Origin of the sequence: Iodobacter ciconiae, from assembly GCF_003952345.1 — a bacterium.
Taxonomy (GTDB): domain Bacteria; phylum Pseudomonadota; class Gammaproteobacteria; order Burkholderiales; family Chitinibacteraceae; genus Iodobacter; species Iodobacter ciconiae.
In genome coordinates this window covers 2,235,215-2,261,626 of sequence record NZ_CP034433.1, presented here as the reverse complement: position 1 = coordinate 2,261,626, position 26,412 = coordinate 2,235,215, and the positions used below count along the sequence as shown (strand labels likewise).

Genomic DNA, 26,412 nt, shown 5'->3' with positions numbered 1-26,412 from the left:
TGCGTGCATTCGTGAGTAAAGTTTCTTTTTCTTAATAATCAATTGCTTGCCTATTTTGTCTGTGTTTTGCTACTAGCAGAGTATTGACCTGATGCGCTGAGATCGGTATATTTCGGCCTCTCGCTGCAGCACACACGGCAACACAGTGTTTGGGCAAGCGAAACGATCTTTAAAAAAATACAGTCGATGAGTGTGAGTGCTTGATTCGGAAGCGAAACAAGTGCTTGCATAGTAAGAGTCATTTTTCGGAATGGCTTGAGTTTTGTAAGCCAGTAAGTACTAGCTTAGCGATTAAACTAAAGAGTTTGATCCTGGCTCAGATTGAACGCTGGCGGCATGCTTTACACATGCAAGTCGAACGGTAACAGGGTGCTTGCACCGCTGACGAGTGGCGAACGGGTGAGTAATATATCGGAACGTACCTAGTAATGGGGGATAACTATCCGAAAGGATAGCTAATACCGCATACGCCCTGAGGGGGAAAGAGGGGGATCGCAAGACCTCTCGTTATTAGAGCGGCCGATATCAGATTAGCTAGTTGGTGAGGTAAAGGCTCACCAAGGCGACGATCTGTAGCGGGTCTTAGAGGACGATCCGCCACACTGGAACTGAGACACGGTCCAGACTCCTACGGGAGGCAGCAGTGGGGAATCTTGGACAATGGGCGCAAGCCTGATCCAGCAATGCCGCGTGCGTGAAGAAGGCCTTCGGGTTGTAAAGCGCTTTTGTCCGGGAGGAAATCCTAAGAGCTAATATCTTTTGGGGATGACAGTACCGGAAGAATAAGGACCGGCTAACTACGTGCCAGCAGCCGCGGTAATACGTAGGGTCCAAGCGTTAATCGGAATTACTGGGCGTAAAGGGTGCGCAGGTGGTTGATTAAGTGTGATGTGAAAGCCCCGGGCTCAACCTGGGAATTGCATTGCAAACTGGTGAACTAGAGTATGGCAGAGGGGGGTGGAATTCCGCGTGTAGCAGTGAAATGCGTAGAGATGCGGAGGAACACCGATGGCGAAGGCAACCCCCTGGGCTAATACTGACACTCATGCACGAAAGCGTGGGGAGCAAACAGGATTAGATACCCTGGTAGTCCACGCCCTAAACGATGTCTACTAGTTGTTGGGGAATTCGTTCCTTAGTAACGCAGCTAACGCGTGAAGTAGACCGCCTGGGGAGTACGGCCGCAAGGCTAAAACTCAAAGGAATTGACGGGGGCCCGCACAAGCGGTGGATGATGTGGATTAATTCGATGCAACGCGAAAAACCTTACCTAGCCTTGACATGTCAAGAACCTCTGAGAGATTGGGGGGTGCCGCAAGGAACTTGAACACAGGTGCTGCATGGCTGTCGTCAGCTCGTGTCGTGAGATGTTGGGTTAAGTCCCGCAACGAGCGCAACCCTTGTCCTTAGTTGCCATCATTTGGTTGGGCACTTTAAGGAGACTGCCGGTGACAAACCGGAGGAAGGTGGGGATGACGTCAAGTCCTCATGGCCCTTATGGCTAGGGCTTCACACGTCATACAATGGTCGGTACAGAGGGTTGCCAAGCCGCGAGGTGGAGCTAATCTCATAAAACCGATCGTAGTCCGGATTGGAGTCTGCAACTCGACTCCATGAAGTCGGAATCGCTAGTAATCGCGGATCAGCATGTCGCGGTGAATACGTTCCCGGGCCTTGTACACACCGCCCGTCACACCATGGGAATGGGTTTCACCAGAAGTAGGTAGGCTAACCTTCGGGAGGCCGCTTACCACGGTGGGATTCATGACTGGGGTGAAGTCGTAACAAGGTAGCCGTAGGGGAACCTGCGGCTGGATCACCTCCTTTCAAGAGAAGACTTTTGGATTGAGTACTCACACTCATCGACTGTAGGTTTAGGGATTGTTGGTTTAGGATGCAGAATTAATCGGGCTGAACAAAAGTCACATTAATTCTGGTTTCTAAAATCAGCAAGACAGTAAATTGATCTTTAAAAAAATAGAAGAAGTAATACTCAAGTTTAGAAATAAATAAGGGTAGATTGTATCAAAATTGATTATTCGAAGTCAGAACTGAATAATCGATGTCGCAAACAAAGCGAAATCAGATACTTCGAATTGTATTAACTTTGTTGATACGTGTTTGAGGTTATAGGATCAAGCGACTAAGTGCATCTGGTGGATGCCTTGGCGATGATAGGCGAAGAAGGACGCGTTAGCCTGCGAAAAGCGATGGGGAGCTGGCAAATAAGCTTTGATCCATCGATATCCGAATGGGGAAACCCGGCCCTTTTGGGTCACTCATCACTGAATACATAGGTGGTGTAGAGCGAACTCGGCGAACTGAAACATCTAAGTAGCCGAAGGAAAAGAAATCAACCGAGATTCCCAAAGTAGTGGCGAGCGAAATGGGAAGAGCCTGCATGTGATAGATCAAACTTTAGTGGAACAGTCTGGAAAGTCTGGCGATAGTGGGTGATAGCCCCGTACACGAAAGAGATTGGTTGGTACTAAGCATGCGAGAAGTAGGGCGGGACACGAGAAATCCTGTTTGAAGATGGGGGGACCATCCTCCAAGGCTAAATACTCATCATCGACCGATAGTGAACCAGTACCGTGAGGGAAAGGCGAAAAGAACCCCGGGAGGGGAGTGAAATAGAACCTGAAACCGGATGCATACAAACAGTGGGAGCCCTTGCAAAATGGGGTGACTGCGTACCTTTTGTATAATGGGTCAGCGACTTACGTTCAGTAGCGAGCTTAACCGAGTAGGGGAGGCGTAGGGAAACCGAGTCCGAATAGGGCGCATAGTTGCTGGGCGTAGACCCGAAACCAAGTGATCTATCCATGGCCAGGATGAAGCTGCGGTAATACGCAGTGGAGGTCCGAACCCACTAATGTTGCAAAATTAGGGGATGAGCTGTGGATAGGGGTGAAAGGCTAAACAAACTTGGAAATAGCTGGTTCTCCTCGAAAACTATTTAGGTAGTGCCTCATGTATCACTGACGGGGGTAAAGCACTGTTATGGCTAGGGGGTCATCGCGACTTACCAAACCATGGCAAACTCTGAATACCGTCAAGTGCGAGCATGGGAGACAGACTGTGGGTGCTAACGTCCATGGTCAAGAGGGAAACAACCCAGATCGCCGTCTAAGGTCCCAAATAATCAGTTAAGTGGAAAACGAGGTGGGAAGGCATAGACAGCCAGGATGTTGGCTTAGAAGCAGCCATCATTTAAAGAAAGCGTAATAGCTCACTGGTCGAGTCGTCCTGCGCGGAAGATGTAACGGGGCTCAAACTGATAACCGAAGACGCGAATTTAGGAGTCAGCTTTCAGGCTTCAGGAGTCAAACGATGGTTCAACGTGTAGAAGAATTGGACGTGTTTAAGAAAGCCTATGTGGTCTCCTTAGAGATTCATCGGATGAGCTTAAGCTTTCCAAAGATTGAACAATACGCGTTGGGTGATCAAATACGACGATCGAGTAAAAGCATTGTTGCAAATCTTGCAGAAGGATTTGGCAAACAAGGCTACTTGAAAGGAGAATTTTTACGCTTCATTTTTATTGCCTTAGGCAGTGCAGATGAAGTGCGAGTTTGGCTACGATATAGCATGGATTTAGGATACATCAGTGAAACAGACTGGCAACGTTGGCGCGATCAATATGAAGAGATCGCCAAGATGCTGCATGGTTTAGGCAAATCACTGAAACCCGAACCCTGAAAGCTGGCTCCTAAATGGTAGAGGAGCGTTCCGTAGGCCTGCGAAGGTGTCTTGAGAAGGATGCTGGAGGTATCGGAAGTGCGAATGCTGACATGAGTAGCGATAATGCGGGTGAAAAGCCCGCACACCGAAAACCCAAGGTTTCCTGCGCAACGTTCATCGGCGCAGGGTGAGTCGGCCCCTAAGGCGAGGCAGAAATGCGTAGTCGATGGACAACGGGTTAATATTCCCGTACCGATATGAAGTGCGATGGGGGACGGAGAAAGGTAGGTCAGCCATCTGTTGGAATAGGTGGTTTAAGCGAGTAGGCGTGTGGCTTAGGCAAATCCGGGCTGCTTTAACGCTGAGACGTGATGACGAGGACTTCGGTCTGAAGTGATTGATCCTATGCTTCCAAGAAAAGCCTCTAAGCTTCAGCTTTATATTGACCGTACCGCAAACCGACACAGGTGGGTAGGAAGAGAATTCTAAGGTGCTTGAGAGAACTCAGGAGAAGGAACTCGGCAAATTATCACCGTAACTTCGGGAGAAGGTGAGCCCAGAGTATGTGAAGTTCTTCGCGAATGGAGCAGAAATGGGTCGCAGAGAAATGGGGGCTGCGACTGTTTATCAAAAACACAGCACTCTGCAAAGTCGAAAGACGACGTATAGGGTGTGACGCCTGCCCGGTGCTGGAAGATTAAATGATGGGGTGCAAGCTCTTGACTGAAGTCCCAGTAAACGGCGGCCGTAACTATAACGGTCCTAAGGTAGCGAAATTCCTTGTCGGGTAAGTTCCGACCCGCACGAATGGCGTAACGATGGCCCTACTGTCTCCTCCTGAGACTCAGCGAAGTTGAAATGTTTGTGAAGATGCAATCTCCCCGCTGCTAGACGGAAAGACCCCGTGAACCTTTACTGTAGCTTTGCATTGGACTTTGAAGTGGTTTGTGTAGGATAGGTGGGAGGCTATGAAGCGTGGACGCTAGTCTGCGTGGAGCCGACCTTGAAATACCACCCTGACCCCTTTGAGGTTCTAACCTTGGTCCGTTATCCGGATCGGGGACCGTGCATGGTAGGCAGTTTGACTGGGGCGGTCTCCTCCCAAATTGTAACGGAGGAGCTCGAAGGTCGCCTAGGTACGGTCGGACATCGTACTGATAGTGTAATGGCATAAGGCGGCTTAACTGCGAGACAGACAAGTCGAGCAGGTGCGAAAGCAGGACATAGTGATCCGGTGGTTCTGAATGGAAGGGCCATCGCTCAACGGATAAAAGGTACTCCGGGGATAACAGGCTGATTCCGCCCAAGAGTTCACATCGACGGCGGAGTTTGGCACCTCGATGTCGGCTCATCACATCCTGGGGCTGTAGCCGGTCCCAAGGGTATGGCTGTTCGCCATTTAAAGTGGTACGTGAGCTGGGTTCAAAACGTCGTGAGACAGTTTGGTCCCTATCTGCAGTGGGCGTTGGAAATTTGAGGGGGGCTGCTCCTAGTACGAGAGGACCGGAGTGGACAGATCTCTGGTGTACCGGTTGTCACGCCAGTGGCATCGCCGGGTAGCTAAATCTGGAAGAGATAAGCGCTGAAAGCATCTAAGCGCGAAACTCGCCTCAAGATGAGATTTCCCCAAGGCTTTAAGCCTTTTAAAGGGTCGTTCGAGACCAGGACGTTGATAGGTCGGGTGTGGAAGTGCAGTAATGCATTAAGCTAACCGATACTAATTGCCCGTAAGGCTTGATCCTATAACCTGAGACGCGTGTGTGCGACGGTATATAATCTACCCAGATTAGAGTTAGATTTGAGAGCAACAAGCAGTACATATTACTTCTTCTATTGAACTGAACGCGTTGTGGAGCAATACACACAACGAGTTACCCCGTTAAAGTCTGGCGACCATAGCGAGGTGGTCCCACTCCTTCCCATCCCGAACAGGACAGTGAAACACCTTAGCGCCGATGATAGTGCAGATTACCTGTGTGAAAGTAGGTCATTGCCAGACACCTTTACTGAGCGAATCAAAGATTCGCACGTGATGTAAACAAGACCCCCGTACTCGAAAGAGGCGGGGGTTTTGCTTTGTGTGGAAGAAATGTTGAGAAGGGGGGGGGGTAAAAATGGCTCCCAACTCCCTTGCTCAGCTTATTTGAGTCGCTAAACCAGTCTTATATACGATTAACATCATGATATTTAAGGCCAAACAGGAGCAAATACGATGATTTATATCTTTACCGGCGCAGGAATGGCGGCAGATTCGGGTTTGCCTACTTTTAGGGATACTGGCGGGCTTTGGGAGAATTATGATATTAATCAGGTATGTAATTTCTCCCGCTTTATTAAAGAGCAGAATGTTCGGGATCTGACTTTTCAGTTTTATAACGAGCGTAAATTACAATATGCGGCGGCAACACCGCATGCAGGCTATTTAGCAATTACCAAATTACAGCAACAACAACCTGTTAAAGTGATTACCACTAATATTGATTTATTGCATGAAACTGCTGGTACTTCCGATATTTTGCACTTGCACGGACGGGTAGATCAGATGTCTTGCGCACAGTGTTATCACTATTGGGATATTGCTGATCATGTGTTTAAGTCTGGTAAATGCGAGGCCTGTGGTAGCGCTATGGTAAAGCCAGGTATTGTCTTTTTTGGTGAAATGGCACCGGAATATGAGATATTACACTGGCTGATTGAGGATTTAAAAAGCACGGATACGTTTGTGATTGTGGGCACCAGTTTAAATGTGGTTAACCCGATTGCAATGATTCGATCTGCAGGGAAATACCCACAGATCATTTTTATCGATTTGAATATTCCCGCTGCAGCTAAAGCTGCTGGTGTGATTTGCATTGAAGAATCGGCTGAAGCCGGATTATTAAAGTGGATAGATGCAATAGGTGAGGAATAACTGAAATAGCAATAATGCAGAATTTATTAAAATTTACGTAAATATTGCATTAAATATTCGTGGGTTGAAACCATTGCTTCGCTTTATAGAGATTAGAATATGTCAGGCATCGACAAGCGAATGGTAATCCCCCCGTTTTTAAGCTCACTTAAAAGTAGAGGTCAGGCATGTAATGCCAGTTTTTGTTTCGGGGTGATGTCGCCCAATCCCATATGCGGGCGCTCGTTAATTGTAAGTCCAAAGCCATTGCGTTGCAGTTTCTTGCACTTCGGCAAGACTTTCAAAATCATCACAGGCCAGCCATTCATAACGTACGGTGCGATTATAACGCTCAATATATGCATTTTGCTGCGGATTGCCAGGCTGAATATAGGCCAATTCAATCGATTGTTGCGCTACCCAATTCTTTAGCAGATGGCTAATATATTCAGGGCCATTATCGGACCTGATTCGCTTAGGCTTGCCGCGCCATTCAATGATTTGATTCAGGCTGCGTATTACGCGCTCTGCCGGCAAAGAGAAATCAACTTCAATGCCTAATCCTTCCCGATTAAAATCATCAATCACATTGAATAAGCGAATACTACGTCCATCGGCTAATTGATCGTGCATAAAATCCATCGACCACATTTCATTTTTTGCCTCTGGCACTGCTAATGGCTCTGGCGTTTCACGATCTAAGCGTTTTTTAGGTTTAATTCTAAATCGCAATAAATCCTGTAGACCTTTTTATGATTCCAATGCTTTTTATTGACGTTGCGCAAATGTAAAAAGCAGAGGCCAAGGCCCCAGCTTCGATTCGTTTCAGTAAGCTGAATCAGCGAATCCGCAATTTTTGCGTTTTCCGCATCTAGTTTGCGAATATAGCGATAGCAAGTTGTGCTAATCGCAAAGCTAGCGCAAGCCGTACGAATAGAAACGGCCTTGGTTTCAACGGCCCAGTGAGCCATCTCGCGGCGCTGAGATGTTTCAGAGGATTATGGCTTCCTTAATGATATCCGCCTGCATCTGGGCTTCGATATACATCTTTTTAAGGCGCTTGTTTTCGCCCTCCAGCTCTTTCATCCGTGTCATCGTCGAGACGTCCATGCCACCAAATTTAGCGCGCCACTCGTAGAAAGAAACAGAACTCATGCCGTGCTCGCGGCACAGATCAGGAACGGTCGAACCGGCTTCGGCTTGCTTTAAAATCGCCATAATCTGGCAATATAAATTATCCACGGCTTTCATGTAGAAGCTCCTCAAAGGCTGCGAGAAAATTCTACTTAAAAATGAGCTGGTTTTGTGGGGGGATTACCGTAGTGAAACTGCGTTTTTTTGCTCTGCGCAATACGATTGATGTACTTTTCTAATCGCTAGCGTGCTGCTGCAAGTCATGGTTGGTGGGATGCAGGGAGGTGATGAGCTATTGGATGGGGCTTCAGCTGAACCTGCATGATTTCAAAAGGGGAAAGCTCTGATGAAGTCGTGTGGTCCAGCGTCGGAAGTAATGGCCTGTGCCCTAATTATTGCGTTACTTGATATTTTGGCGGTAAAAATAAGGCGGCAATTTGTGGCGCACGCTTTAGTTTGGACAGCGGCGCATCCGGCATCTCATCGTAGCTTTGTGAGCGGGCACGGCTGCTTGGCGGCGTATTCATATTGCGGGTCAGGGCGGCAACCGGTACGGCTGAAGAGCGCGCAGCAGAGCGGTCCCGTCCGCGCCCTGACTGAGGTGCGGTTTCGAGCGGTGTAGTGCCTGGCGAGAAGCCAATCACCGGAATCAGAGGCAGATCACGTTTGAGCATTTTTTGAATGCCAAGGTAAGCTTTCTCTTCTTCTGGTGCTACCAGAGAAATAGCAATCCCGGACGCGCCAGCGCGACCAGTGCGGCCAATGCGGTGCACATAGTCTTCCGGATTGGTTGGCAGCTCGAAGTTAATTACAAAGGGCAGCTCGTTAATATCCAGGCCACGTGCGGCTACATCGGTGGCTACCAATACCTTTAGCGTGCCGTCTTTAAATGCTGCCAGCGTTTCCAGGCGGGATTGCTGGGTGCGGTCACCATGAATGGCTTCGGCAGAAAAGCCCGCGCGTTTTAGCTCGCGGCCCAATTGCTCTGCACCAATTTTGGTGCGGCAAAAGACAATCACTTGCCCCATATTGTGGGTGCGGATCAGATGGGCAACGAGGGCTTTTTTGCGGCTGTTTTCGACTGGATGCAGCTCTTGTTTTACTGATTCATTGGCTGAATTCTGGCGCGCCACTTCGATGACTTCCGGCTCATGCATAAAGTCTTCGGCCAGTTTTTTGATTTCTGGTGCAAAAGTCGCCGAAAACAGCAGCGTTTGCTTGCGCGTAGTACACAGCTCAAAAATCTTGCGAATATCCAGAATAAAACCCATATCGAGCATGCGATCGGCTTCATCCAGAATCAGGATTTCAACCTGGGATAAATTAACCGATTTTTGCTGAATATGATCAAGCAGACGCCCTGGCGTTGCGACAAGGATTTCAACACCTTCGCGCAGCTTGGGGATTTGCGCCTTAATATCCATGCCCCCAAATACCACGTGGCTGCGTAGCGGCATGTATTTGCTATAGGTGGTAACACTTTCGGAAACCTGATCGGCCAGCTCGCGGGTTGGCGTAAGAATTAATACGCGAATCGGGTGGCGGGCAGGAGACGCGCTGGTGTTCGCGTGTTTAGCGATTTTGGTAAGTATCGGTAAAGTAAATGCAGCTGTTTTACCGGTGCCCGTTTGTGCTGCACCGAGCACGTCGCGGCCTTGCAATATGACAGGGATGGCCTGCGCTTGAATCAGCGTCGGATGTTCATAACCTTGCTCGGCGACTGCCTTGAGCACTTCCGGAGCCAGCCCGAGCGATGCGAATGTCATGCGTGTTTCTTTCCGAAAAATAAGAACAACATCCCAATTTACACGAAGCCAGCCTCTCTGCATACCCTAGCTGACAACCGGAAATGCGTGAGGCCGCTCGCCAGCAGGTTGCCAGCCCGCCAATCAGTTAAACTACCGGCATATTAAACCTGAAGAGATAGCGCAATGTTTGATCACGCTTCGCAATACTTAACGACCGTGCGCGACTTACATCGCTTTGCGGTGAGCCGCTTTAACGCAGCCGAGCTTTTTTATGGTCATGGTACTGACAACGCCTGGGATGAAGCCGCTTACCTCATCTTGGCGACGTTAAAATTGCCATTAGATCGTTTAGAGCCTATGTACGACGCAAAATTATTGCCAGAAGAGTTAACGCAAGTGCTGACAGTATTAAAAGAGCGCGTAGAAACCCGCAAACCGGCGGCTTACTTAACTAAGGAAGCGTGGCTGGGCGAGTATAAATTTTATGTGGATGAGCGCACTATCGTGCCGCGTTCGTTTATTGCCGAGATTATCCGTGAAGGCGGCTTAACACCATGGATTGAATACCCGGAGCTGATTCACCGCGCCATGGATCTGTGTACCGGCTCGGGTTGCCTTGCCATTGTGATGGCCGATGCCTTCCCGGATGCGGCGATTGATGCGCTGGATTTATCGCCAGATGCGCTGGATGTGGCGGAAATCAATGTGCTGGAATACAGCCTGGGCGAGCGCATTGATCTGATGGATTCGGATTTATTTAGCGCGGTTGAAGGTGAATTATACGATCTGATTATTTCTAATCCGCCGTATGTAGACGCGCATTCGGTAGAAGAGCTGCCGCCAGAATATCTGCACGAGCCGGAAATGGCCCTGGGTAGCGGTGAAGACGGCCTGGACATTACCCGCCGTATTCTGGAAGAAGCCACTCGTTTTCTGAATCCGCTGGGCGTGCTGGTGGTAGAAATCGGCCACAATCGTGACGAGCTGGAAGCCAGTTTCCCAGAGCTGCCTTTTGTCTGGCTAGATACCGAAAGTGGTGATGGTTTTGTGTTTCTGCTGACGCGTGAAATGCTGGTAGAGGCAGGGATGTAAGGAGGGATAGCGGGGAGCAGAGGGGGACGGCCTCCTCCTTCTAATTTCTGACCCCCGACTCCCAAACTACTTCTTTTTCAAACAAAGCAATAAAGTTACCGCGCCGGTCAGCATGGCGATCGGGTCCAGCAGGGCATCCCAAAGGTTGACGCTTTCTAATACGCCAAGTGGAAACAGGGCTAAGGCGGCTAGCCAGCAAAGTGCTAAGGCTTTGTGGCCTTGCTGCCAGGCAAGGGCCAGCGAGATGGCACACCAGATCAGCAAGGTTTGCGGTGCATAGCCCAGTGCATATACATCAAAAGCCCAGAAACCCAGCGCCGATAAATAGAGTGCTAAGCCGCTTATCAATAGCCAGCCTGCCAGGGCAGGACGTAATTTTTGCTTAAGCAGTAAGCCGAAGGCCAAACCCACTGTGGCCAGACTTGGCATACTTAGCAGGCCTAACAGCCAGGGTGAGCCGAGGATAATAAGTACACCGGTGGCGACTAAAAAGCGATTTTTTTTCCAGCCAAAGCTGGCTAGTGCTGCGCCAGCTGCACCCCAAAGCAGCAGCCCTGTGAGTGATGCAATCATGGTTTTGCTCCATCGAGCCAGGCGCGGTTAAAGCGTACATGGCGGATTTCAGAGCGCTCCCAGGTGTAGACCAGATCCATGATTTCGTCATTGACCAGCAGGGTGGGATAGGAGAATTCCATGCCTCGGGTATCTTCGATCACTTTTACTTTTTCCCAGTTCTTACCATCTTTGGATATGCTGAGTGCCAATTCGCTACGACCATCGTTGCGCGGGTTATGCGCCATGATCAGCCTGCCATCGGGCATACGTTCCACTGCAATGGCTGAATCGGGGTTCTTCGTATTCAGATTCTGAATAGGGGTCCAGCTGGTGCCGCCATTATGGGTCTGCTGCAGCATAAGCTGGCGGGATGGCCCGCTATTTCTGAGTAGCGCAAAGGCGTCGGTTGCGGTGTAGGCGACGACTCCTGGCTGCAGGTTTTCGCCTTCGGCATTCATGCGGATTTTACGGATTAGCTTGCCGTCTTTATCAAATTGCAGCAGTTCGCCAAATTTGCGGGCCAGCTCGTGATAGGCAGGCAGCAAGAATCCCCCGTCTTCCAGTTGCACAGCATGGGTACGGATCAGTGTGGATAAATTAAAGAAGGGGCTGCTAATGATTTTACTGGCAGGGCTCCAGCTGTGGCCATTGTCGGTCGAGATCATGCGATTGAGCGTACTGGTGGCCCATCCTCCCATTGATACCGAAACGTAAAACAGCTGTAAGCGCCCCTGCTTATCAAGTACCGGAACAGGATTACCTACCTTTTTAATGTACCTCCACTGATCTTTAGAACTTTGCGCCGGGGTTGCTACGGCCCAAGGCTTAATCCACTGGCCGTTTTGGTAGCGAGAAGCCCAGACGCTGACATCTGTAGCCCCTTCGCGGCTTCCGCCAAACCAAAAGGCAATACGTTCACCATTGGCCAGTGCAATGATGCTGGCGCTATGCGCAGCAGGCACGGGGGCACGTAAGCGTTGCATCTCCATTTGTGGCGTACTTGTGGTGGTACGGGGCGGCTTTGCCAGAGCAAAATGCATCTTTGCGGGGCTTTTTTGGTAATTGGCAGCCAATAAGCATGCTGCGGCGATTCCAAACAGCAGGGAAGTGCCTTTTAGCGTCATTATGATTTGATTAATCCGGTCGGGGCTGCGAGTTTACCATTGCTAAATAGGAAATATCCGATGAAGTTTGTGCCGGGTAAAATCAGAAAAACTTGCAGGCATGCCACTCTGAAGATTGAAGATCTTTCAAAAGGGCTGATGACTTGATTTGCGTAAAACCATGCCCATCTCTTCTGATATGCCCTTTGCTGGATTTGCCCTATGTTTAATTTTTTGCGCCAGCATACCCGGCGGCGTTATCTGGCCAGCCAGCCTGTACAGGGTGTTTTGTGGCAAAAAATGCTGCTTTTGCCTCTGTTGCAAGGTTTGAATGAGGCAGAGCTTAATCAGCTTAAGGATCACGCCGCATGGTTTTTGCATACCAAGACAATCACGCCAGTACATGGCTTAGAGATTGACGACGAATTACGTTTACTGATTGCGGTGCAGGCCACATTGCCCATTCTTAATCTGGGCTTTGATGCGTATGACGACTGGCAGGAGGTGGTACTGTATCCGGGGCGCTTTATCAGCCGTGATCTTTACACCGATTCAATTGGTCTTGTGCATCAGGAAATACGTGTTTTATCCGGGCAGGCGCGGCATCAGGGCGCCGTTTTGCTGTCGATGATGGATGTGATTGAGGCGCCATATCATCCCGGCAGCAATGTGGTGATACACGAGATGGCGCATAAGCTGGATATGCGCTCCGGTAGCGCAAATGGCTGCCCGCCGCTGCATCAGGGCATGAGCTATGCACGCTGGAAAAAGGTGTTTTCTAAGGCATTTCAGGCCTTAGGCCGGCAGGCTCTGATGGGTGAAACGGGCACAATTGATCTCTATGCCGCAGAAAATCCGGCAGAATGTCTGGCTGTGTGCAGCGAAACGTTTTTTGCGGCTCCCCATTTATTGTTTGAGAGTTATCCCGACGTGTATCAACAACTGAGCTTATTTTTTCGCCAGGACCCTGCAGCGCGCAGGCCGCAGTATCAATACAGACCCGTGTTTATGAAAGGGGGCTGGGTATGATCGGCTTGCTACAGGCAGGGGCTAGCCCTGAAATCTGTGAGCAAATTACCGCTTTAGGTTTACCGCTCTGGAGCGTGTTGCCAGAGGGGGCTGGTCATTATCTTTGCTGGCAAAATGAGCGGCTGGAGCTGGTAACTCTTGGCGAAAAAGGCACGGTTGCGGTTGATTTTGTCGGCGGAGCCGCTGCGCATCGCCGGCAATTTGGCGGTGGGCGTGGTCAGCCGGTAGCTAAAGCCGTAGGGATTAAAGGCGAATATGTGCCAAGAGTTCTCGATGCCACGGCCGGCCTTGGCCGAGATGCTTTTGTGTTGGCGTCTTTAGGTTGCGAAGTGACGCTGATTGAGCGCTCACCCGTAGCCGTGGCCCTATTATTAGATGGCTTACGCCGCGCACAGGCCGATGCGGCTATTGGCAAGATCGTAGGCCGGATGCGTTTGGTGTTTGGCGATGGCCATCAGGAGCTGGCTAAATTACTGGCAGGGCAGGCGTTTAACTATTTATTCAATCCACCTGCTGTGGTTCCTGAGTTTGATGTGGTGTTTTTAGACCCGATGTTTCCAGACCCGACAAAACGCGCCAAATCTAAAAAAGAAATGGCGGCGTTTCAAACCGTGATTGGTGATGATCCGGACGCCAATGAGCTGCTGCAGCCCGCAAGGCATACAGCCAAAAAACGCGTGATTGTAAAACGCCCGCGTATTGCCCCGCTTATGGCCGGGGTGAAGCCTGATTTTGTTTTTGGCGGAGAAAGCACACGTTTTGATGGCTATTTGCCACTGGGCCGATCAACTGATTAGTATCGAATTCACACAGTATGGGGGTGCGTATTCACCTTGATTTGACTGGTTCTTTTGACTCACCGAGGCATGGTGAGCGAGTGGCGGACGAAAAAAAACCACAGTTTTCACTGCGGTTTTTTTAACTGGCTCCCCGACCTGGACTCGAACCAGGGACCTGCGGATTAACAGTCCGTCGCTCTACCAACTGAGCTATCAGGGAATAAAACGGTTTTTTATTTCTGATGACTAAATGTTTCAGCTCAGAAAAAAGAAGCTGCTTTTTCTGCAGCACCTTTAAATATTGGCTCCCCGACCTGGACTCGAACCAGGGACCTGCGGATTAACAGTCCGTCGCTCTACCAACTGAGCTATCAGGGAATAACTATTACGATCTACTTTCTCATCGAAGCCGAGTATCGTAAGATGATCTGGCTCCCCGACCTGGACTCGAACCAGGGACCTGCGGATTAACAGTCCGTCGCTCTACCAACTGAGCTATCAGGGAATCGATGAAGGCCCGTATGGTAGAATCCGAACTCCTTTCTGTCAACACAAAGTATGAATTATTCGAGATGTCATGATGAAAAAAATAAGAACACTGTTGTTTTGTTTACTTTTATTCTTTGTATTAATTGCATCTTTACCGTTGATCTTGCCACTAAATAGCTACAAACCGCAGCTGGAAAAACGTCTTTCCAGCTTGCTGCAGGCGCAAGTTCAGCTTGAAACGGTCGCTTTTTCCTATCAGCCATGGCCTGTTTTTACGTTAAATAACGTAAAAATTGATGGTGATGCCGGAAAAATTGAACAAATTAGTGTGCCTGTTAACTTATTTAATGTGTTTCAGCGCGGTAATAGTTTAAAAAATGTAACGGTAGCAGGGGTGAAATTACGCCCTGCTTTAGCGTTTACTTTACCAAAACGCTTTGCTGCACTTGAGCAAGACCGGATTACTCTGGGCGATGTGGCGCTGAGTAAGGCGAGCGTGCTGCTGGAGCAGGGAGAGCTGGGCCCGATTGATGGTGTGATCCGGTTTACTAAAAATGGCACGATGGATGACTTGCAGCTGGCTGATGAACAGGGGCGTCTTGATGTTCATATCAAGCCTAAAGGCGACAATATTGGAGTGATTGTGCAGGCGAGCAGCTGGGAGTTACCGCTGGGTTACCCTGTTGTTTTTGAAAAGCTTTATATGAGTGGCGAGGGCTCGCCGGAAGGCTTGCTTATCGACGATATCCGTGGTGAAGCTTATGGTGGTGTTTTAAGTGGTAAAGCACAGCTGACCCGGCAAACCAACTGGGATTTACAGGGCCAGCTGGTGGCAAAGGGCGTTCATTCCGAGCCATTAAGCAAAATATTTAGCCCAGCCACTTTTGTTTCTGGCCGTATGGATGCAGAGGCACAATTTATATTCCGTGCTGCGGACTATTTGAAACTCTTTGCTCAGCCCCAGATAGATGCCAATTTCCTGGTTCGTGATGGTTCAATTCATAATATGGATCTGGTGGCGCAGCTACGTGCTGGTGAAACGCCTGCAGGTCGCGGAGGGCAAACACGTTTTGATACTTTAAAAGGAAAAATGCGGATCCGTGATCATGCTGTGCAGCTGCAAAGCATGGCATTAGGGGCCGGTAAGTTTAATGCCCAGGGTGCTGTGCAAATTGCTGGCGGGCGGTTAAATGGTTCGGTCTCGGGGCGTTTGCAGGCGGGAGTATTGTTGATTGCCAATCAGATTCGCCTCTCTGGTGAGCTGAGCAAGCCGGCTTTAAACTCCGGAAGTGTGGCAAGAACAGGTGTGCAGCCCCCGGCTCCCGTAGATATTGAGCCGATTCAGTAAACCGGGATAAGTTTAAATAGCGGCAGGCCTCACGGAAAAATGCTTATACCTTATGTTTTGCCATGAGCTTTTTCTGGGGGAAGCCTGCGTAATATGTGTGGCATCCTTACCCATGCCCCTGGTTAGTAGCGCTCTTTATTGCACGAGCAAGCTGGCGGCTGTTTAATATTCCGTATTCAATTTACATTGCTAAGCTGATTCGCGTGCTTGGCGTTAATCTCTTTATAATGACGCTTTTCTAGCAAACAGCAGGGCACTCCATGGCTTGGACAGATCTACAGGGCAAATTGCAATCTGGCGCAGATGAGCTGCAGGCCCTAGCAGAAAATGCAGTGATGAGCCCGCTGACAAATTTTGCTGTGATCGCATTTAGCGGTGATGAAACAGAGGCTTTTTTGCAAGGCCAGCTTTCCAGTGATGTGCGGGCTCTGGGTGAAAATGCGGCTCAGTATTCCAGCTACTCCACGGCCAAGGGCCGTATGCTGGCTAGTTTTCTGGTTTTTCGCCGTGGGAATGATTACTGCCTGCAGATTGCGGCTGAGTTGCAGGAGGCCATTCAAAAGCGTTTATCCATGTTTGTGATGCGCTCAAAAACCAAGGCCAGAGATGCAAGCAGCGAGCTTTGTTTATTGGGCGTGGCTGGTCCCTTGGCTACTGAAAAATTGTCGTCGGTATTAGGCGCTCTGCCTGATGTCAGCTTTGTCAGCATGCATAAAGAAAACTGCACAGTGATTGCTTTGCCGGGCCAGCGTTACCAGCTGGTGATTACTGCAGACGCGGCTTTGGCGCTTTGGCAGAAATTGGCAGCGGCAGGCATTGTCGCTGCAGAAGAATCGCTTTGGCGTTTAAGTGATATTCGTGCGGGTGTGCCCTGGGTTAGCGCCGCCACACAAGAGGCTTTTGTTGCTCAAATGGCTAATTTAGAGCTGATTGGCGGCGTGAGTTTTACCAAGGGTTGTTATCCGGGGCAGGAAATTGTAGCCCGAACCCAATATTTGGGTAAGCTAAAGCGCCGTATGTATCGTGCCCGTATTGCAACGGAGCTTGCCGGGGCCGGGCAAGATGTGTTTAGTAGTGAAATGAATGGCCAAGCCAGTGGTAAGGTGATGTTGGCTGCACAGGCAGGGCAGGGGCGCTGGGAAGTTTTGCTGGTAGCCCAGATTGCCAGCCTGGAGCATGGTTTACATTTGGGCTCTATAGATGGCCCTTTGCTTGAAATGCTTGATTTACCTTATTCATTATAAAAAGTACGATGCTTTTGGGGCTGATTTGCAAAGTGCAATGATGGCGAAAAGAGCGTTAACGGTGATGGTTGGCGTCAATGGACGTGGTTTCGTCTATAATCCGCCCTCTGTATCTTAATTACATATATTAAAGGTGTTTGTATGGGCTTTCTCGCCGGCAAAAAAATCCTGATTACCGGTTTGTTATCAGACCGCTCTATTGCCTACGGCATTGCTCAGGCAGCTAAACGTGAAGGTGCAACACTGGCTTTCACTTATGTAAGCGAAAACTTGCGTCAGCGTGTGGTTGATCTGGCAAAAGACTTCGATACTGATTTGGTTCTGCCCTGTGATGTAGCCAGTGACGAGCAGATTGCCGAAGTATTTGTCGAGCTTGCCAAGCATTGGGACAAGCTGGATGGCTTGGTTCACTCGATTGGTTTTGCTCCGCGTGAAGCACTGAAGGGCGACTACCTTGATGCCCTTAGCCGTGAAGCTTTCCATGTTGCGCACGATATCAGCTCTTATAGTTTTGCCGCTTTAGCCAAGGCTGCCCGTCCTATGTTAAGCGAAGGCGCTTCTTTAGTGACCATGACTTATCTGGGGGCAGAGCGTGCTATCCCTAATTACAACGTAATGGGCTTGGCTAAAGCTTCATTAGAAGCCAATGTACGTTATATGGCTGCTGCTTTGGGTGGCGATCGTGCTATCCGTGTGAATGCCGTTTCTGCCGGCCCGATCAAAACACTGGCTGCAGCCGGTATTGCTAACTTTAGCACGCTGTTAAAACGCGCTGCGGACGGCACCCCGCTAAAACGCAATGTGACACAGGAAGAAGTAGGCAATGTCACCGCTTTTCTCTTGTCATCCCTGTCATCAGGTATGACCGGCGAAGTGGTCATGGTGGATTGTGGCTTTAGCCACGGTGCGGGCGCGATGGAAAGCTGATCAGGTTTTACTCCATTGAAAACGCCCGCTACCGGGCGTTTTTTGCATTTATATGTATAAGGAATAAGGCCATGTGCCAGCTGCTCGGTATGAATTGCAATGTGCCTACTGATATTGTGTTCTCTTTTGAAGGGTTCCGGCGTCGCGGCGGGCTGACAGATCATCACTCTGATGGCTGGGGAATCGCTTTTTTTGAAGGTGATGGCTGCCGGATGTTTCTGGATTATCTGCCATCGGCCAGCTCGCCTATTGCCGATCTGGTACGGGCCTACCCGATTAAATCAAGCAATGTGATTGCCCATATTCGTAAGGCCACACAGGGGCAGATCAGCTTGGTTAATACTCACCCTTTTCGCCGTGAGCTCTGGGGGCGTTACTGGATTTTTGCACATAATGGCAATTTGCCGGAGTGGCCGGATCTAAGCAACAGCCGTTTTATGCCGGTGGGTCATACCGATAGCGAACACGCTTTTTGCTGGATTTTATCCGAGCTTGCCCGGCGCTTTGCAAGCTGCCCGCCCTTGCCGGTTTTGAAGCAAGCGCTGGCCGAGCTGGCCAGCACCCTGATGGCTGTCGGTACATTCAATTTTTTGCTCTCAGATGGCAGCGCCTTATTTGCCCATTGCAGTACCGAGTTGCATTACATCGTACGCAAAGCACCATTTACGCTGGCGCATCTGAATGATACGGATATCAGTATCGATTTTTCCGAAGTCACCACGCAAAACGACAGGGTCGCCGTCATCGCCACCCAGCCGCTGACCGACAATGAAACCTGGATCAAAATGCAGCCGGGTGAGTTGCTGTGCTTTGTGGATGGGATACCGGGGTAAGGTATTGTAAGGAAGGCAAAGTCAAAAAGACTTTTTTAGTGCCTTTGGCACGTTGATTTAGGTGCGGGCGTCCCGCGGGACCTTCCTTTCTTATGTGGACAAGAAAGGAAGCGAAAGAAGGCCACCCCACGAAACACGAAGGCCCCTTCGCTGCGGACAATCGAGTCGGCGGCAGGCGGGATTGGTTCGCTGCCTCGCTCCCTGGCCGAAACCCCTCCCCGCTTGTTCCTCACTCCGGCGTGTTTCAAGGGGATTTTCAGCCCTATGCCGAGAGCACAGTCATTATTTTTGTTATTTGTTTACTGATGTAAAAGCAAAGCAACGGCTTGAGATCATTTGGTTTTCTCTGTGTTCTCAGTGCCCTCCGTGGTTCAAGATTTGGGTTTGCTTCACCACGCCACTAGTACCCTCTACCTCAACGCCGCCGCCAGCCCGCTTTGCCGGATCGATTGCCTGGCAATGGCTTTGCTTAGCACGTCATTACTTCCCCAAATCTCGACTTTTTTCTTGGCGCGGGTAAGGCCGGTGTAGATCAGGCTGCGGCTGAGTAGTTCGTGCGGCTGATCTGGCAGTAATAAGATCACTTCGTCAAATTCCGAGCCTTGGCTTTTGTGTACCGTGAGGGCCAGTGCGGTTTCATGGGCGGGCAGGCGGGCGGGGCTGAACCAGCGCAGGGTGTTGCCTTCGCCTTTGAAAGCCACGCGGGGCGCGCCGTTTTCAATAAAGGTGAGGCCGATATCGCCGTTATAGAGCTGCACGCCGTAATCATTTTGGGTGATTAAAACCGGGCGGCCTGCGTACCAGAGGCTGTTTTCGGGGACGAATTTTTTAGCCTGCCAGTGCGCTTCCAGCTGCTGATTCACCCCCATTACCCCGGTATGGCCTTCGCGCAGGGCCGTCAGCACGCGGAAGGTATCGAAGGCGGCAAAAGCCGCATCCACATCGCCTGCCTGCACGGCTTGCCAGTAAGCCGCGTAGCCTTGATCACAGCGGCTGAGCAGCGTTTTGCTACTGGGCTGCCAGCCGAGTTCTGTTTCCGCTTCGGCAAATAAATCATCCGGCTGCAATAGCGCCAATGCGCCCTTGGCGTCGCCCGAATTCACCAAGCTTGCCAGCTTGCCAATGCCGCCGCCTGCTGCAAAGCGGTGGCTGTGCTCTAGCGTCATCACTGCATTGCCCACACAGCTGGCTGGCGCTTTGCTGCTGCTGATTTCAACTCCCGTAGCACTTTTAAGTGCCTGAATAAAATCAGCATCGGGCGATTTTAAACTGCACAGCTCGGCAAATACTGCACCGGCATCTACTGCATCCAGCTGATCTTTGTCCCCCAGCAAAATCAGCCGGGCGTGCGCGGGTAGGGCTTCCACCAGCTGCGCCATTAAGGCCAGATCGATCATCGATGCTTCATCCACCACCAGCACATCCAGCGCCAGCGGATTAGCGGCATGATGCTTGAAGCTGCCATCAGGGCGTGGCCCCAGTAAGCGGTGCAGGGTGGATGCGGTTTCTGGGATGACGGCCAGCGTTTCGGGCGTGACAGCAAGGCTCGCTTTTCTCTCCCGCACGGATTCACTCATTCTGGCTGCCGCCTTACCAGTGGGCGCGGCCATTTTAATGCTCAGCGTGTTGTCTCCCATGATTTGCAAAGCAGCCAGAATGCGCAGCACGGTGGTGGTTTTACCCGTGCCCGGCCCGCCGGAAATTACCGTCAGCTTTTGCATTACCGCTGCTGCGGCAGCTACTTTTTGCAAATCGGGCTGAATGCTTGATGCAGGGAAAAGCTCGTCCAGCAGCCTGGCAAGCCTAGCCAGATCCACATCGCATTTTTCCCCTGCCAATTGTCGCAGGCGTTTCGCCAGCTGCGATTCATACCACCAATAGCGGGTGAGATAGAGCCGGTCTTTATCCTGTGTAAGCGGCTTAAATTCGCCCGGCCTGCCGATTAAGGGGCTGTTCTGCGGCGCAGTTTTAATACAACTATGCCCAGCCGCCAGTGCTGCACACAGCTTGGCGAGCGTGGCGCGTAGCTCATCCGATTGCGGCCCGCAAAGGCGTTCAAAACTACGGCTTAATTCAAAGGCAAAGTCTGGCATGGGGGGCTCTTGAAGCAAAACGGATAAAAAAACTGCAAAAAACTCAAATACTTTAACTACAGAGAGCACAGAAGGCATGGAGCTTCACGGAGAAAATCATGGGGAGTTTTCTCCGTGGCCCTCCGTGTTTCCCTTTTTCTCCGTGGTTCAAGATTTGGGTTTTGTCTTTCACTATGTTTTCTCTGGCGACGATATTAGGCTTTTTTCTGCGTATTTAAAAATTCCGGCACTTTGGCGGCGACTGTTTTACTGATCTTCTCCAGCAGGTCCAAATCAATCTGCTGCATTTTGCAGGTTTTGGCCAGATGCCGGGCAATATGGATCAGCAAATGGGCCGAGACTTCCGCATCGGCTTCGGCCCTGTGGGCGGTGCCTTGAAAGCGTATGCCCAAGCTTGCCGCCAAAGTGGCGAGTTTGTAATTGCTCATACCGGGGAATAAGCGGCGCGATAGTTTAAGCGTGCAATGCAAGCCTTGGTATTGCGGCAACAGATTAACGCGCTGGCTTTCGGCCAATAGAAACTTCGCGTCAAAGCTGGCGTTGTGCGCTGACAGCGCATCGCTGCCGATAAACTCGATCAGCGCCGGAACTACCTCGCTGGCAGGCGGTGCCTTGTTCACCATGGCCTGGCTGATGCCGGTGAGATGGGTAATAAAGGCGGGAATACGCACGCCGCAATTGACTAAGGAGACAAAGCGATCAGTAATCTGCCCGTCAACAATTCGCAGCGCAGCCACTTCAGTGATGCGGTCGGAAGGGGCGATGCCGGTGGTTTCAAAATCCAGCATCACGATAGGGCGGTTGAATGAAATCATGGGGTCTTTTTAATAATTGATATTATTCGGAAGTAATTTTAAGTGCCTTCGGCACGCTGATTTTGGTGCGGGATTCCCCCGCTGGGGACTCACTTTCTTGAACGGCCAAGAAAGTAAGCAAAGAAGGCCGCCCCGACCAGCACGAAGGCCCCTCACTGCGGATAATCGGCTCGGTGGAAAAGGCTGCTCGCTCGCTGCCTCGCTACCCCTTTTCCGAAACCCCGACCCGCTTATTCCTCGCTTCGGTGTGCTTCAAGGGGATTTTTAAGCCCCGTGCAACGAGCAACGATATAAATCCAGTTTACGGTGTTCTTAAATACTGAAAAACTCACAGCAAATCACATTTTAAAAAATATGTTTTTCTCCGTGGCCCTCCGTGTTCTCCTTTTCCTCCGTGGTTTAAGATTTGGGTTTTTTCTGTCTCTGCAGATCTTAGGTTTTCACAGCATTCCCCATCAACGCCACTTCAATATCATCCAGCAATTCCATGCTGGGCTTGCTGAAGTACACGCCGTTTTGCCCGTCTTGCTTGCCTAGCCCGCGCATAAATAAGTAGTAGACTCCGCCGAATTGATCGTCGCTAAAGTTGGGTAAGCGCTGGCGCAGGAAGCGGCGCACTGCGGCGCTGTAGATCAGGTATTGCAGATAATAGTGGTGCTGGGCCATGGCGGGGATGAGGTGGGCGGGGGCGTAGTCGGCCACGCGGTTGCCCAGCCAGTTGCTTTTGTAATCGAGCACGTAAAAGGCGTTTTCGTATTCAAACACCAGATCGATAAAGCCTCTTAAAAAACCGTTGATATGGAAGAAATCCAGCGTGCCGGAGGCGGCTCTAAACTCAGGCGGGAGCGATGGATGTTGCAGCGCTGCAATCAGCCGCTCTGGCTGGCAGTGGCTTACGCTGTAGGTGAATTCCATTTCAGCCACGCGCTTGTTGGGCGGGATGCTGGCTAAGGTCAGCCCCTTGCCATCGAGCCGCGCCGATACGGTGTCTTGCACCATTTGGCTGACGATTTCTAACCAATGCTCCGGTATGCCGTGGCGCTCCAGCTCTTTGGCGGTGGTGGCGAGCAGTGCATCTGCGTCCTGCCAATCCCATTCTTCTAAAATGGCGTGCAGGCAAGTACCGGCCACGGTGGCGGCGGCTTCTCGCTCTGGGAAGCTAAATACCGATCGGCCTTCGGGGGCTGCGGATGAATCGGTTTCCGGCGCATTGCTGGCGCTGTCCCTATCCGGCCCTTCGGAATGATTGTGCGCGGTCATGCCAGAAAAGCTGGCAACCCGCCATGTGGGGTAGAGTTTTTTACCAAGGTAAGGCTTAAAAACCAGCGGCTCGGCCGGGGTGGTTTTAAGGCCGGTGCGCGCGCCACTGGGTGCATCGTGCAGGGCAAAGACTTCTGGCTGTTGCTCACACATTGCCGTAATTTCGCCCAATAGCGTTGCATGATCGTAAGCTTTTAAATGCTCTTTTTGCGCTTCTAATACATCGCCATGCTCACGGCAGAGGGGATGCAGTAGCCAGGCCATGGCCGATTGCGACAGGCCGTCGCTAATTGCATAACCCCGGCCATCTTTCAGGCCGATATTGCCCCATACGATATAGCAGCGGTTTCTGGCCCGGGTCAGCCCCACGTAAAGCAGGCGCAGTTTTTCCTCAAAGGCTTCACGCTTGGCGCTGTCTTTATGCTCATCAAAATTTTCGCTGCCTAAATCCAGCCACGCTTTGCCGTTTTGATGATAGCGCACCGCCTCGGTGTGCTTGCCCAGCAGGCGGCCATCCCATAAAAACGGGCAGAACACGATGGGATATTCAAGGCCCTTGCTGGCGTGCAGGGTAACGATGCGCACGCGGTCTTCATCGCTTTCCAGCCGCAGCAGGGCTTCGTCCCCAGCGTTTTTATTCTGCCGGCTAAACCACGCCAGATGTTGCTCCAAGCCGGTGGCTTTGTGCGCTTGCAGTAGCTCGGCCAGTTGTAATAGATTAGTCAGCCGCCGCTCGCCATCCGTCAAAGAAAGTAAGCGTTGCGCCACATTCAAGCCATCCAAACCTTGGTATTCCAGCCATTCTCTGAACATCGGAATAAAGCCCTGTGTTTGCCAGATTTTTTTCCAGTGGGCAAAGGCGTCCGCAATCTGATCCCAACCGTTGATTTCCAAGCGCAGCAGGGTGGCGGCATTGTTGCCGAGCAGGGTGCTAATTAGCGCGGCGCGCACCAGGCCTTGCTTGGCTGGCTCGCTAATGGCGGCGAGCACCGTATAAAGCTCGACCGCCTCTTGCGATTCCCAAACGCTGTCTCTTACCCGCAGCACGCTTGGCACGCCCAGCTGGGTAAGCGCATCCTGCATGGCTTTGGCCCGAAAGCGATCGGGCACCAGCACGGCCATATCGCCGCCCGAGAGTGGCTTATCTGCCAGCCTGGCTTTGCCTTCCCCAGCCAAGCGCAGCAGCTTTTCGATCTCTTGTGCGGTGATCTGGGCGGCCAGATGATTGGCGGTTTCTTTGGGCCAGCTGATTTGCACGCCTTTGTCCGATACACCTTCAGGCTCGGGTAAAAACTGAAAGCGAAAAGGGGCGCTTTTCCTACCTGTATCAGGCGTGTCATTTTCGCCATCAACAATTAATTCCGGACGAGGTTTACTCGCGGCTTTTACCGCGCTAAAGCTGACATGCGGATCAACAAAAGCTTCCGCTGGCCGCTCAAACAGGGTATTGACTGCGGTGACTAAAGCCGGCACCGAGCGCTGATTGGTGTCCAGGCTTTCTTTGGCATCCACCAGGGTTTCGGCCTGGTGATAGGCGTGAATATCCGCGCCGCGAAAGCTATAAATCGCCTGCTTAGGGTCCCCCACCAAAAACAGCGGCGTGCTGCCGTCTGCAAACACGCGCGAGAAAATATCGTACTGAATACCGTCGGTATCCTGAAACTCATCAATTAGCGCGGCTTTGTAGCGGCGGCGCATGGCGATCGCTAAGCGCTCACCGCCCTCTGCGGTCAGGCCTTGCCATACGCGCAGCAACAGATCGTTAAAAGATAATTGCTGACGGCGGGCCAGGCGCTCGGGCAGCTCGATATCGCAGCGGCGGCGCAGCTCGGCTAGGCCTTGTTTTTGCCGTAGCTGGCAAGCCGCGCTTAAATCGTTAATCAGGCTGGTCAGCAATTCCACAGCATCAAAGAAAGCGTGCTCAGGCGGTGCGTTGCCCTTGGCGGTGCCGCTGATGAGCTTACTGCTGCCGAGCTTCATCAGCTCCTTGCTGTCGATATCCTGCCAGCCACCATTGCCCGCGATATGGTCATCAATCAGCAAAAAGGCTTTCTCTAATTGATCGGGCTTATAGCTGGTTTGCTTTAAGGCTTTGTTAGCAGACAGCTCCAGCAACATTTCCTTAATGGTGGTTGAATGCACGCTCCAAAGCTGGCGGTAATTCTCGAAAGCTGCGGGTAGCGCCGCACTCAGCTCAGTGGTGTCGGCAGGCGTGCCCAGCTCTACGGTATGCAACAGCGGTTGGCCCAGATAGCCGTAAACTACCCGCAGCCATTCTGCGGGGCTAGCTTTGTTTTTAAGTAAGTATTCGGTGTAAATGGCATCGCTGGGGTAAACCTGCTCGCGCCAGAAATCTGCGGCAATTTCATCCAGCACCGGGCCGGTATCGCTGAGGATTTCCATACCAAAATCAGCACCGCTTTCAAAGGCCGATTGCACCAGCACCCGCTGGCAAAAAGCGTGAATGGTATGAATTGCCGCCTCATCCAGGCTGGCAATGGCGCGCTGCAAGCGGCGCATTACCTCAGTTCTCCGGTCGGCATGCTGAATTAATAGCTGCTCACAAAACGGATCAAGCGCCTCTTCCCCCTCGAAAGATTCCAACACCTCCGCGAGCCGCCCACGGATGCGATCACGTAGCTCGGCGGTGGCGGCCTCGGTGAAGGTGACCACCAGAATCTCAGGCACTTTTAAGCCGTGCTCAATCACCAGCCTTGTATATAAACCGGTAATCGTCCAAGTCTTCCCCGTGCCCGCGCTGGCCTCGATCATATGCGGGCCGGCCAGTGGCATCTCAAACAGATTTAGGGGGCGAAGATTCATGGGTATTCCAGACGGGGCGGAGGATGAGCGGTGGTGGGATTATAAAGGTTCAGCCTGACTTGGTGATGGCGCTGAGTAATATCTTTGGGCCATATAAAACCGGCCTGAAGCTTTTTTCTCCAGAGCTGCGTAAGCATATGATTGATGCGGAACAATTGCTTTGGTCAAGGCTGCGCCGCAAACAGTTGCTGGGTGTGCAGTTTTATCGGCAGAAACCTTTGGCAGGTTTTATTGTGGGTTTTTATTCTGCGGCGGCTAGTCTAGTGATTGAGCTGGATGGACCTCAGCATTTTGAAGAGGCACATCAGAGCCATGATAAGGAAAGAGATCAGGTGTTGGCGGCAATGGGCTTATTGGTATTGCGATTTGATAACAGACAGGTTTTGCAAGAATTAGACCTAGTGATGCAGGTGATTTTTGATGCGGTTGAAAAACAAATCTCCCCTTGCTTCCCTTTTTCAAAGGGGGTAAAAGCTAGGGGCATGAATAGGCTAAATTGATTTGCTTCTTATATTTTCAAAAAGGCCAAGCTCGACTTGCTTAACTTAAATATGATTAAGAATGAT

The 26,412-nt window shown here is 51.0% G+C and carries 15 protein-coding genes, 3 tRNA genes, 3 rRNA genes and 1 pseudogene; 12 read left to right on the top strand and 10 right to left on the bottom strand.

The genetic code is table 11. The features are described from left to right. The first annotated feature begins 293 nt into the window (after nt 1–293). From EJO50_RS09850 to EJO50_RS09835, 4 genes are all read left to right on the top strand, one after another. A 16S ribosomal RNA gene (locus EJO50_RS09850) occupies nt 294–1,827 on the top strand. Between the two features lie 306 nt (nt 1,828–2,133). Beyond that, nucleotides 2,134–5,426: ribosomal RNA gene (locus tag EJO50_RS09845) — 23S ribosomal RNA — on the top strand. A 143-nt stretch (nt 5,427–5,569) separates the two neighbouring features. Then, nucleotides 5,570–5,683, top strand: a 5S ribosomal RNA gene (gene rrf / locus EJO50_RS09840). Together the 16S, 23S and 5S rRNA genes form the textbook arrangement of a ribosomal RNA operon. Before the next feature lie 213 nt (nt 5,684–5,896). Beyond that, nucleotides 5,897–6,595 (top strand): SIR2 family NAD-dependent protein deacylase, encoded by a 699-nt coding sequence (locus EJO50_RS09835; RefSeq protein ID WP_125973754.1) that lies wholly within the window; start codon nt 5,897–5,899, stop codon nt 6,593–6,595. A gap of 161 nt (nt 6,596–6,756) precedes the next feature. On the opposite strand, the pseudogene EJO50_RS09830 reads toward EJO50_RS09835, so the two are convergent. Both EJO50_RS09830 and EJO50_RS09825 read right to left on the bottom strand, forming a co-directional pair. Further along, nucleotides 6,757–7,825 (bottom strand): annotated as a pseudogene (locus EJO50_RS09830) (IS3 family transposase). A 275-nt stretch (nt 7,826–8,100) separates the two neighbouring features. Beyond that, the gene (locus EJO50_RS09825) at nt 8,101–9,474 is read right to left on the bottom strand and encodes a DEAD/DEAH box helicase (RefSeq protein ID WP_125973752.1); all 1,374 of its coding nucleotides are present in this window, start codon (nt 9,472–9,474) and stop codon (nt 8,101–8,103) included. A gap of 165 nt (nt 9,475–9,639) precedes the next feature. Here EJO50_RS09825 and prmB point away from each other — a divergent pair, with 165 nt between their 5' ends. After that, the gene (gene prmB, locus EJO50_RS09820) at nt 9,640–10,548 is read left to right on the top strand and encodes a 50S ribosomal protein L3 N(5)-glutamine methyltransferase (RefSeq protein ID WP_125973750.1); all 909 of its coding nucleotides are present in this window, start codon (nt 9,640–9,642) and stop codon (nt 10,546–10,548) included. Between the two features lie 66 nt (nt 10,549–10,614). Here the strand turns inward: prmB and EJO50_RS09815 are convergent, their stop codons facing one another. Next, entirely contained in the window at nt 10,615–11,121 is a 507-nt protein-coding gene (locus tag EJO50_RS09815; RefSeq protein WP_125973748.1) for a hypothetical protein, read from the bottom strand. After that, complete coding sequence (locus EJO50_RS09810; protein WP_125973746.1) at nt 11,118–12,227, bottom strand: sialidase family protein; 1,110 nt, start codon at nt 12,225–12,227, stop codon at nt 11,118–11,120. The genes EJO50_RS09815 and EJO50_RS09810 overlap by 4 nt, the downstream gene beginning before the upstream one ends. Nucleotides 12,228–12,428: 201 nt before the next feature. On the opposite strand from EJO50_RS09810, the gene EJO50_RS09805 reads away from it, so the two are divergent. Together EJO50_RS09805 and EJO50_RS09800 are read left to right on the top strand one after the other, a co-directional pair. Beyond that, nucleotides 12,429–13,235 carry a M90 family metallopeptidase gene (locus EJO50_RS09805; protein ID WP_125973744.1) on the top strand — a complete coding sequence of 269 codons (807 nt, stop codon included), beginning with the start codon at nt 12,429–12,431 and terminating at the stop codon, nt 13,233–13,235. Continuing rightward, entirely contained in the window at nt 13,232–14,032 is an 801-nt protein-coding gene (locus EJO50_RS09800) for a class I SAM-dependent methyltransferase (RefSeq protein ID WP_125973742.1), read from the top strand. Before EJO50_RS09805 ends, EJO50_RS09800 begins: the two co-directional genes overlap by 4 nt. A gap of 126 nt (nt 14,033–14,158) precedes the next feature. On the opposite strand, the gene EJO50_RS09795 is transcribed toward EJO50_RS09800, so the two are convergent. From EJO50_RS09795 to EJO50_RS09785, 3 genes are all read right to left on the bottom strand, one after another. After that, nucleotides 14,159–14,234: transfer RNA gene (locus EJO50_RS09795), tRNA-Asn, on the bottom strand. Nucleotides 14,235–14,316: 82 nt separating this feature from the next. Beyond that, a tRNA-Asn gene (locus EJO50_RS09790) sits at nt 14,317–14,392 on the bottom strand. A gap of 51 nt (nt 14,393–14,443) precedes the next feature. Further along, nucleotides 14,444–14,519, bottom strand: a tRNA-Asn gene (locus EJO50_RS09785). A gap of 72 nt (nt 14,520–14,591) precedes the next feature. Between EJO50_RS09785 and EJO50_RS09780 the strand changes: the two genes are divergently transcribed. From EJO50_RS09780 to EJO50_RS09765, 4 genes are all read left to right on the top strand, one after another. Then, the gene (locus tag EJO50_RS09780) at nt 14,592–15,851 is read left to right on the top strand and encodes an AsmA family protein (protein ID WP_125973740.1); all 1,260 of its coding nucleotides are present in this window, start codon (nt 14,592–14,594) and stop codon (nt 15,849–15,851) included. Nucleotides 15,852–16,111: 260 nt separating this feature from the next. Next, entirely contained in the window at nt 16,112–17,095 is a 984-nt protein-coding gene (ygfZ, locus tag EJO50_RS09775) for a CAF17-like 4Fe-4S cluster assembly/insertion protein YgfZ (protein ID WP_125973738.1), read from the top strand. A 141-nt stretch (nt 17,096–17,236) separates the two neighbouring features. Next, a complete protein-coding gene (locus tag EJO50_RS09770; RefSeq protein ID WP_125973736.1) occupies nt 17,237–18,022 on the top strand; it encodes an enoyl-ACP reductase FabI in 786 nt (261 codons plus the stop codon). Between the two features lie 71 nt (nt 18,023–18,093). After that, the gene (locus EJO50_RS09765; protein ID WP_125973734.1) at nt 18,094–18,855 is read left to right on the top strand and encodes a class II glutamine amidotransferase; all 762 of its coding nucleotides are present in this window, start codon (nt 18,094–18,096) and stop codon (nt 18,853–18,855) included. 410 nt (nt 18,856–19,265) lie between these two features. Here the strand turns inward: EJO50_RS09765 and recD are convergent, their stop codons facing one another. From recD to recB, 3 genes are all read right to left on the bottom strand, one after another. Next, nucleotides 19,266–20,948, bottom strand: coding sequence for an exodeoxyribonuclease V subunit alpha (gene recD, locus EJO50_RS09760; RefSeq protein WP_164521482.1), 1,683 nt, complete (start codon nt 20,946–20,948; stop codon nt 19,266–19,268). Between the two features lie 194 nt (nt 20,949–21,142). Next, nucleotides 21,143–21,763 (bottom strand): 3'-5' exonuclease, encoded by a 621-nt coding sequence (locus tag EJO50_RS09755; RefSeq protein WP_125973730.1) that lies wholly within the window; start codon nt 21,761–21,763, stop codon nt 21,143–21,145. 432 nt (nt 21,764–22,195) lie between these two features. Continuing rightward, a complete protein-coding gene (gene recB / locus EJO50_RS09750; RefSeq protein ID WP_125973728.1) occupies nt 22,196–25,846 on the bottom strand; it encodes an exodeoxyribonuclease V subunit beta in 3,651 nt (1,216 codons plus the stop codon). A gap of 23 nt (nt 25,847–25,869) precedes the next feature. On the opposite strand from recB, the gene EJO50_RS09745 reads away from it, so the two are divergent. Further along, entirely contained in the window at nt 25,870–26,346 is a 477-nt protein-coding gene (locus EJO50_RS09745; protein WP_206434360.1) for an endonuclease domain-containing protein, read from the top strand. Nucleotides 26,347–26,412: the final 66 nt, after the last annotated feature.

Coding starts and splice junctions, on each gene's coding strand:
- EJO50_RS09835 (WP_125973754.1), top strand. CDS start 5,897: ATGATTTATATCTTTACCGGCGCAGGAATGGCGGCAGATTCGGGTTTG.
- EJO50_RS09825 (WP_125973752.1), bottom strand. CDS start 9,474: ATGACATTCGCATCGCTCGGGCTGGCTCCGGAAGTGCTCAAGGCAGTC.
- prmB (WP_125973750.1), top strand. CDS start 9,640: ATGTTTGATCACGCTTCGCAATACTTAACGACCGTGCGCGACTTACAT.
- EJO50_RS09815 (WP_125973748.1), bottom strand. CDS start 11,121: ATGATTGCATCACTCACAGGGCTGCTGCTTTGGGGTGCAGCTGGCGCA.
- EJO50_RS09810 (WP_125973746.1), bottom strand. CDS start 12,227: ATGACGCTAAAAGGCACTTCCCTGCTGTTTGGAATCGCCGCAGCATGC.
- EJO50_RS09805 (WP_125973744.1), top strand. CDS start 12,429: ATGTTTAATTTTTTGCGCCAGCATACCCGGCGGCGTTATCTGGCCAGC.
- EJO50_RS09800 (WP_125973742.1), top strand. CDS start 13,232: ATGATCGGCTTGCTACAGGCAGGGGCTAGCCCTGAAATCTGTGAGCAA.
- EJO50_RS09780 (WP_125973740.1), top strand. CDS start 14,592: ATGATGAAAAAAATAAGAACACTGTTGTTTTGTTTACTTTTATTCTTT.
- ygfZ (WP_125973738.1), top strand. CDS start 16,112: ATGGCTTGGACAGATCTACAGGGCAAATTGCAATCTGGCGCAGATGAG.
- EJO50_RS09770 (WP_125973736.1), top strand. CDS start 17,237: ATGGGCTTTCTCGCCGGCAAAAAAATCCTGATTACCGGTTTGTTATCA.
- EJO50_RS09765 (WP_125973734.1), top strand. CDS start 18,094: ATGTGCCAGCTGCTCGGTATGAATTGCAATGTGCCTACTGATATTGTG.
- recD (WP_164521482.1), bottom strand. CDS start 20,948: ATGCCAGACTTTGCCTTTGAATTAAGCCGTAGTTTTGAACGCCTTTGC.
- EJO50_RS09755 (WP_125973730.1), bottom strand. CDS start 21,763: ATGATTTCATTCAACCGCCCTATCGTGATGCTGGATTTTGAAACCACC.
- recB (WP_125973728.1), bottom strand. CDS start 25,846: ATGAATCTTCGCCCCCTAAATCTGTTTGAGATGCCACTGGCCGGCCCG.
- EJO50_RS09745 (WP_206434360.1), top strand. CDS start 25,870: ATGAGCGGTGGTGGGATTATAAAGGTTCAGCCTGACTTGGTGATGGCG.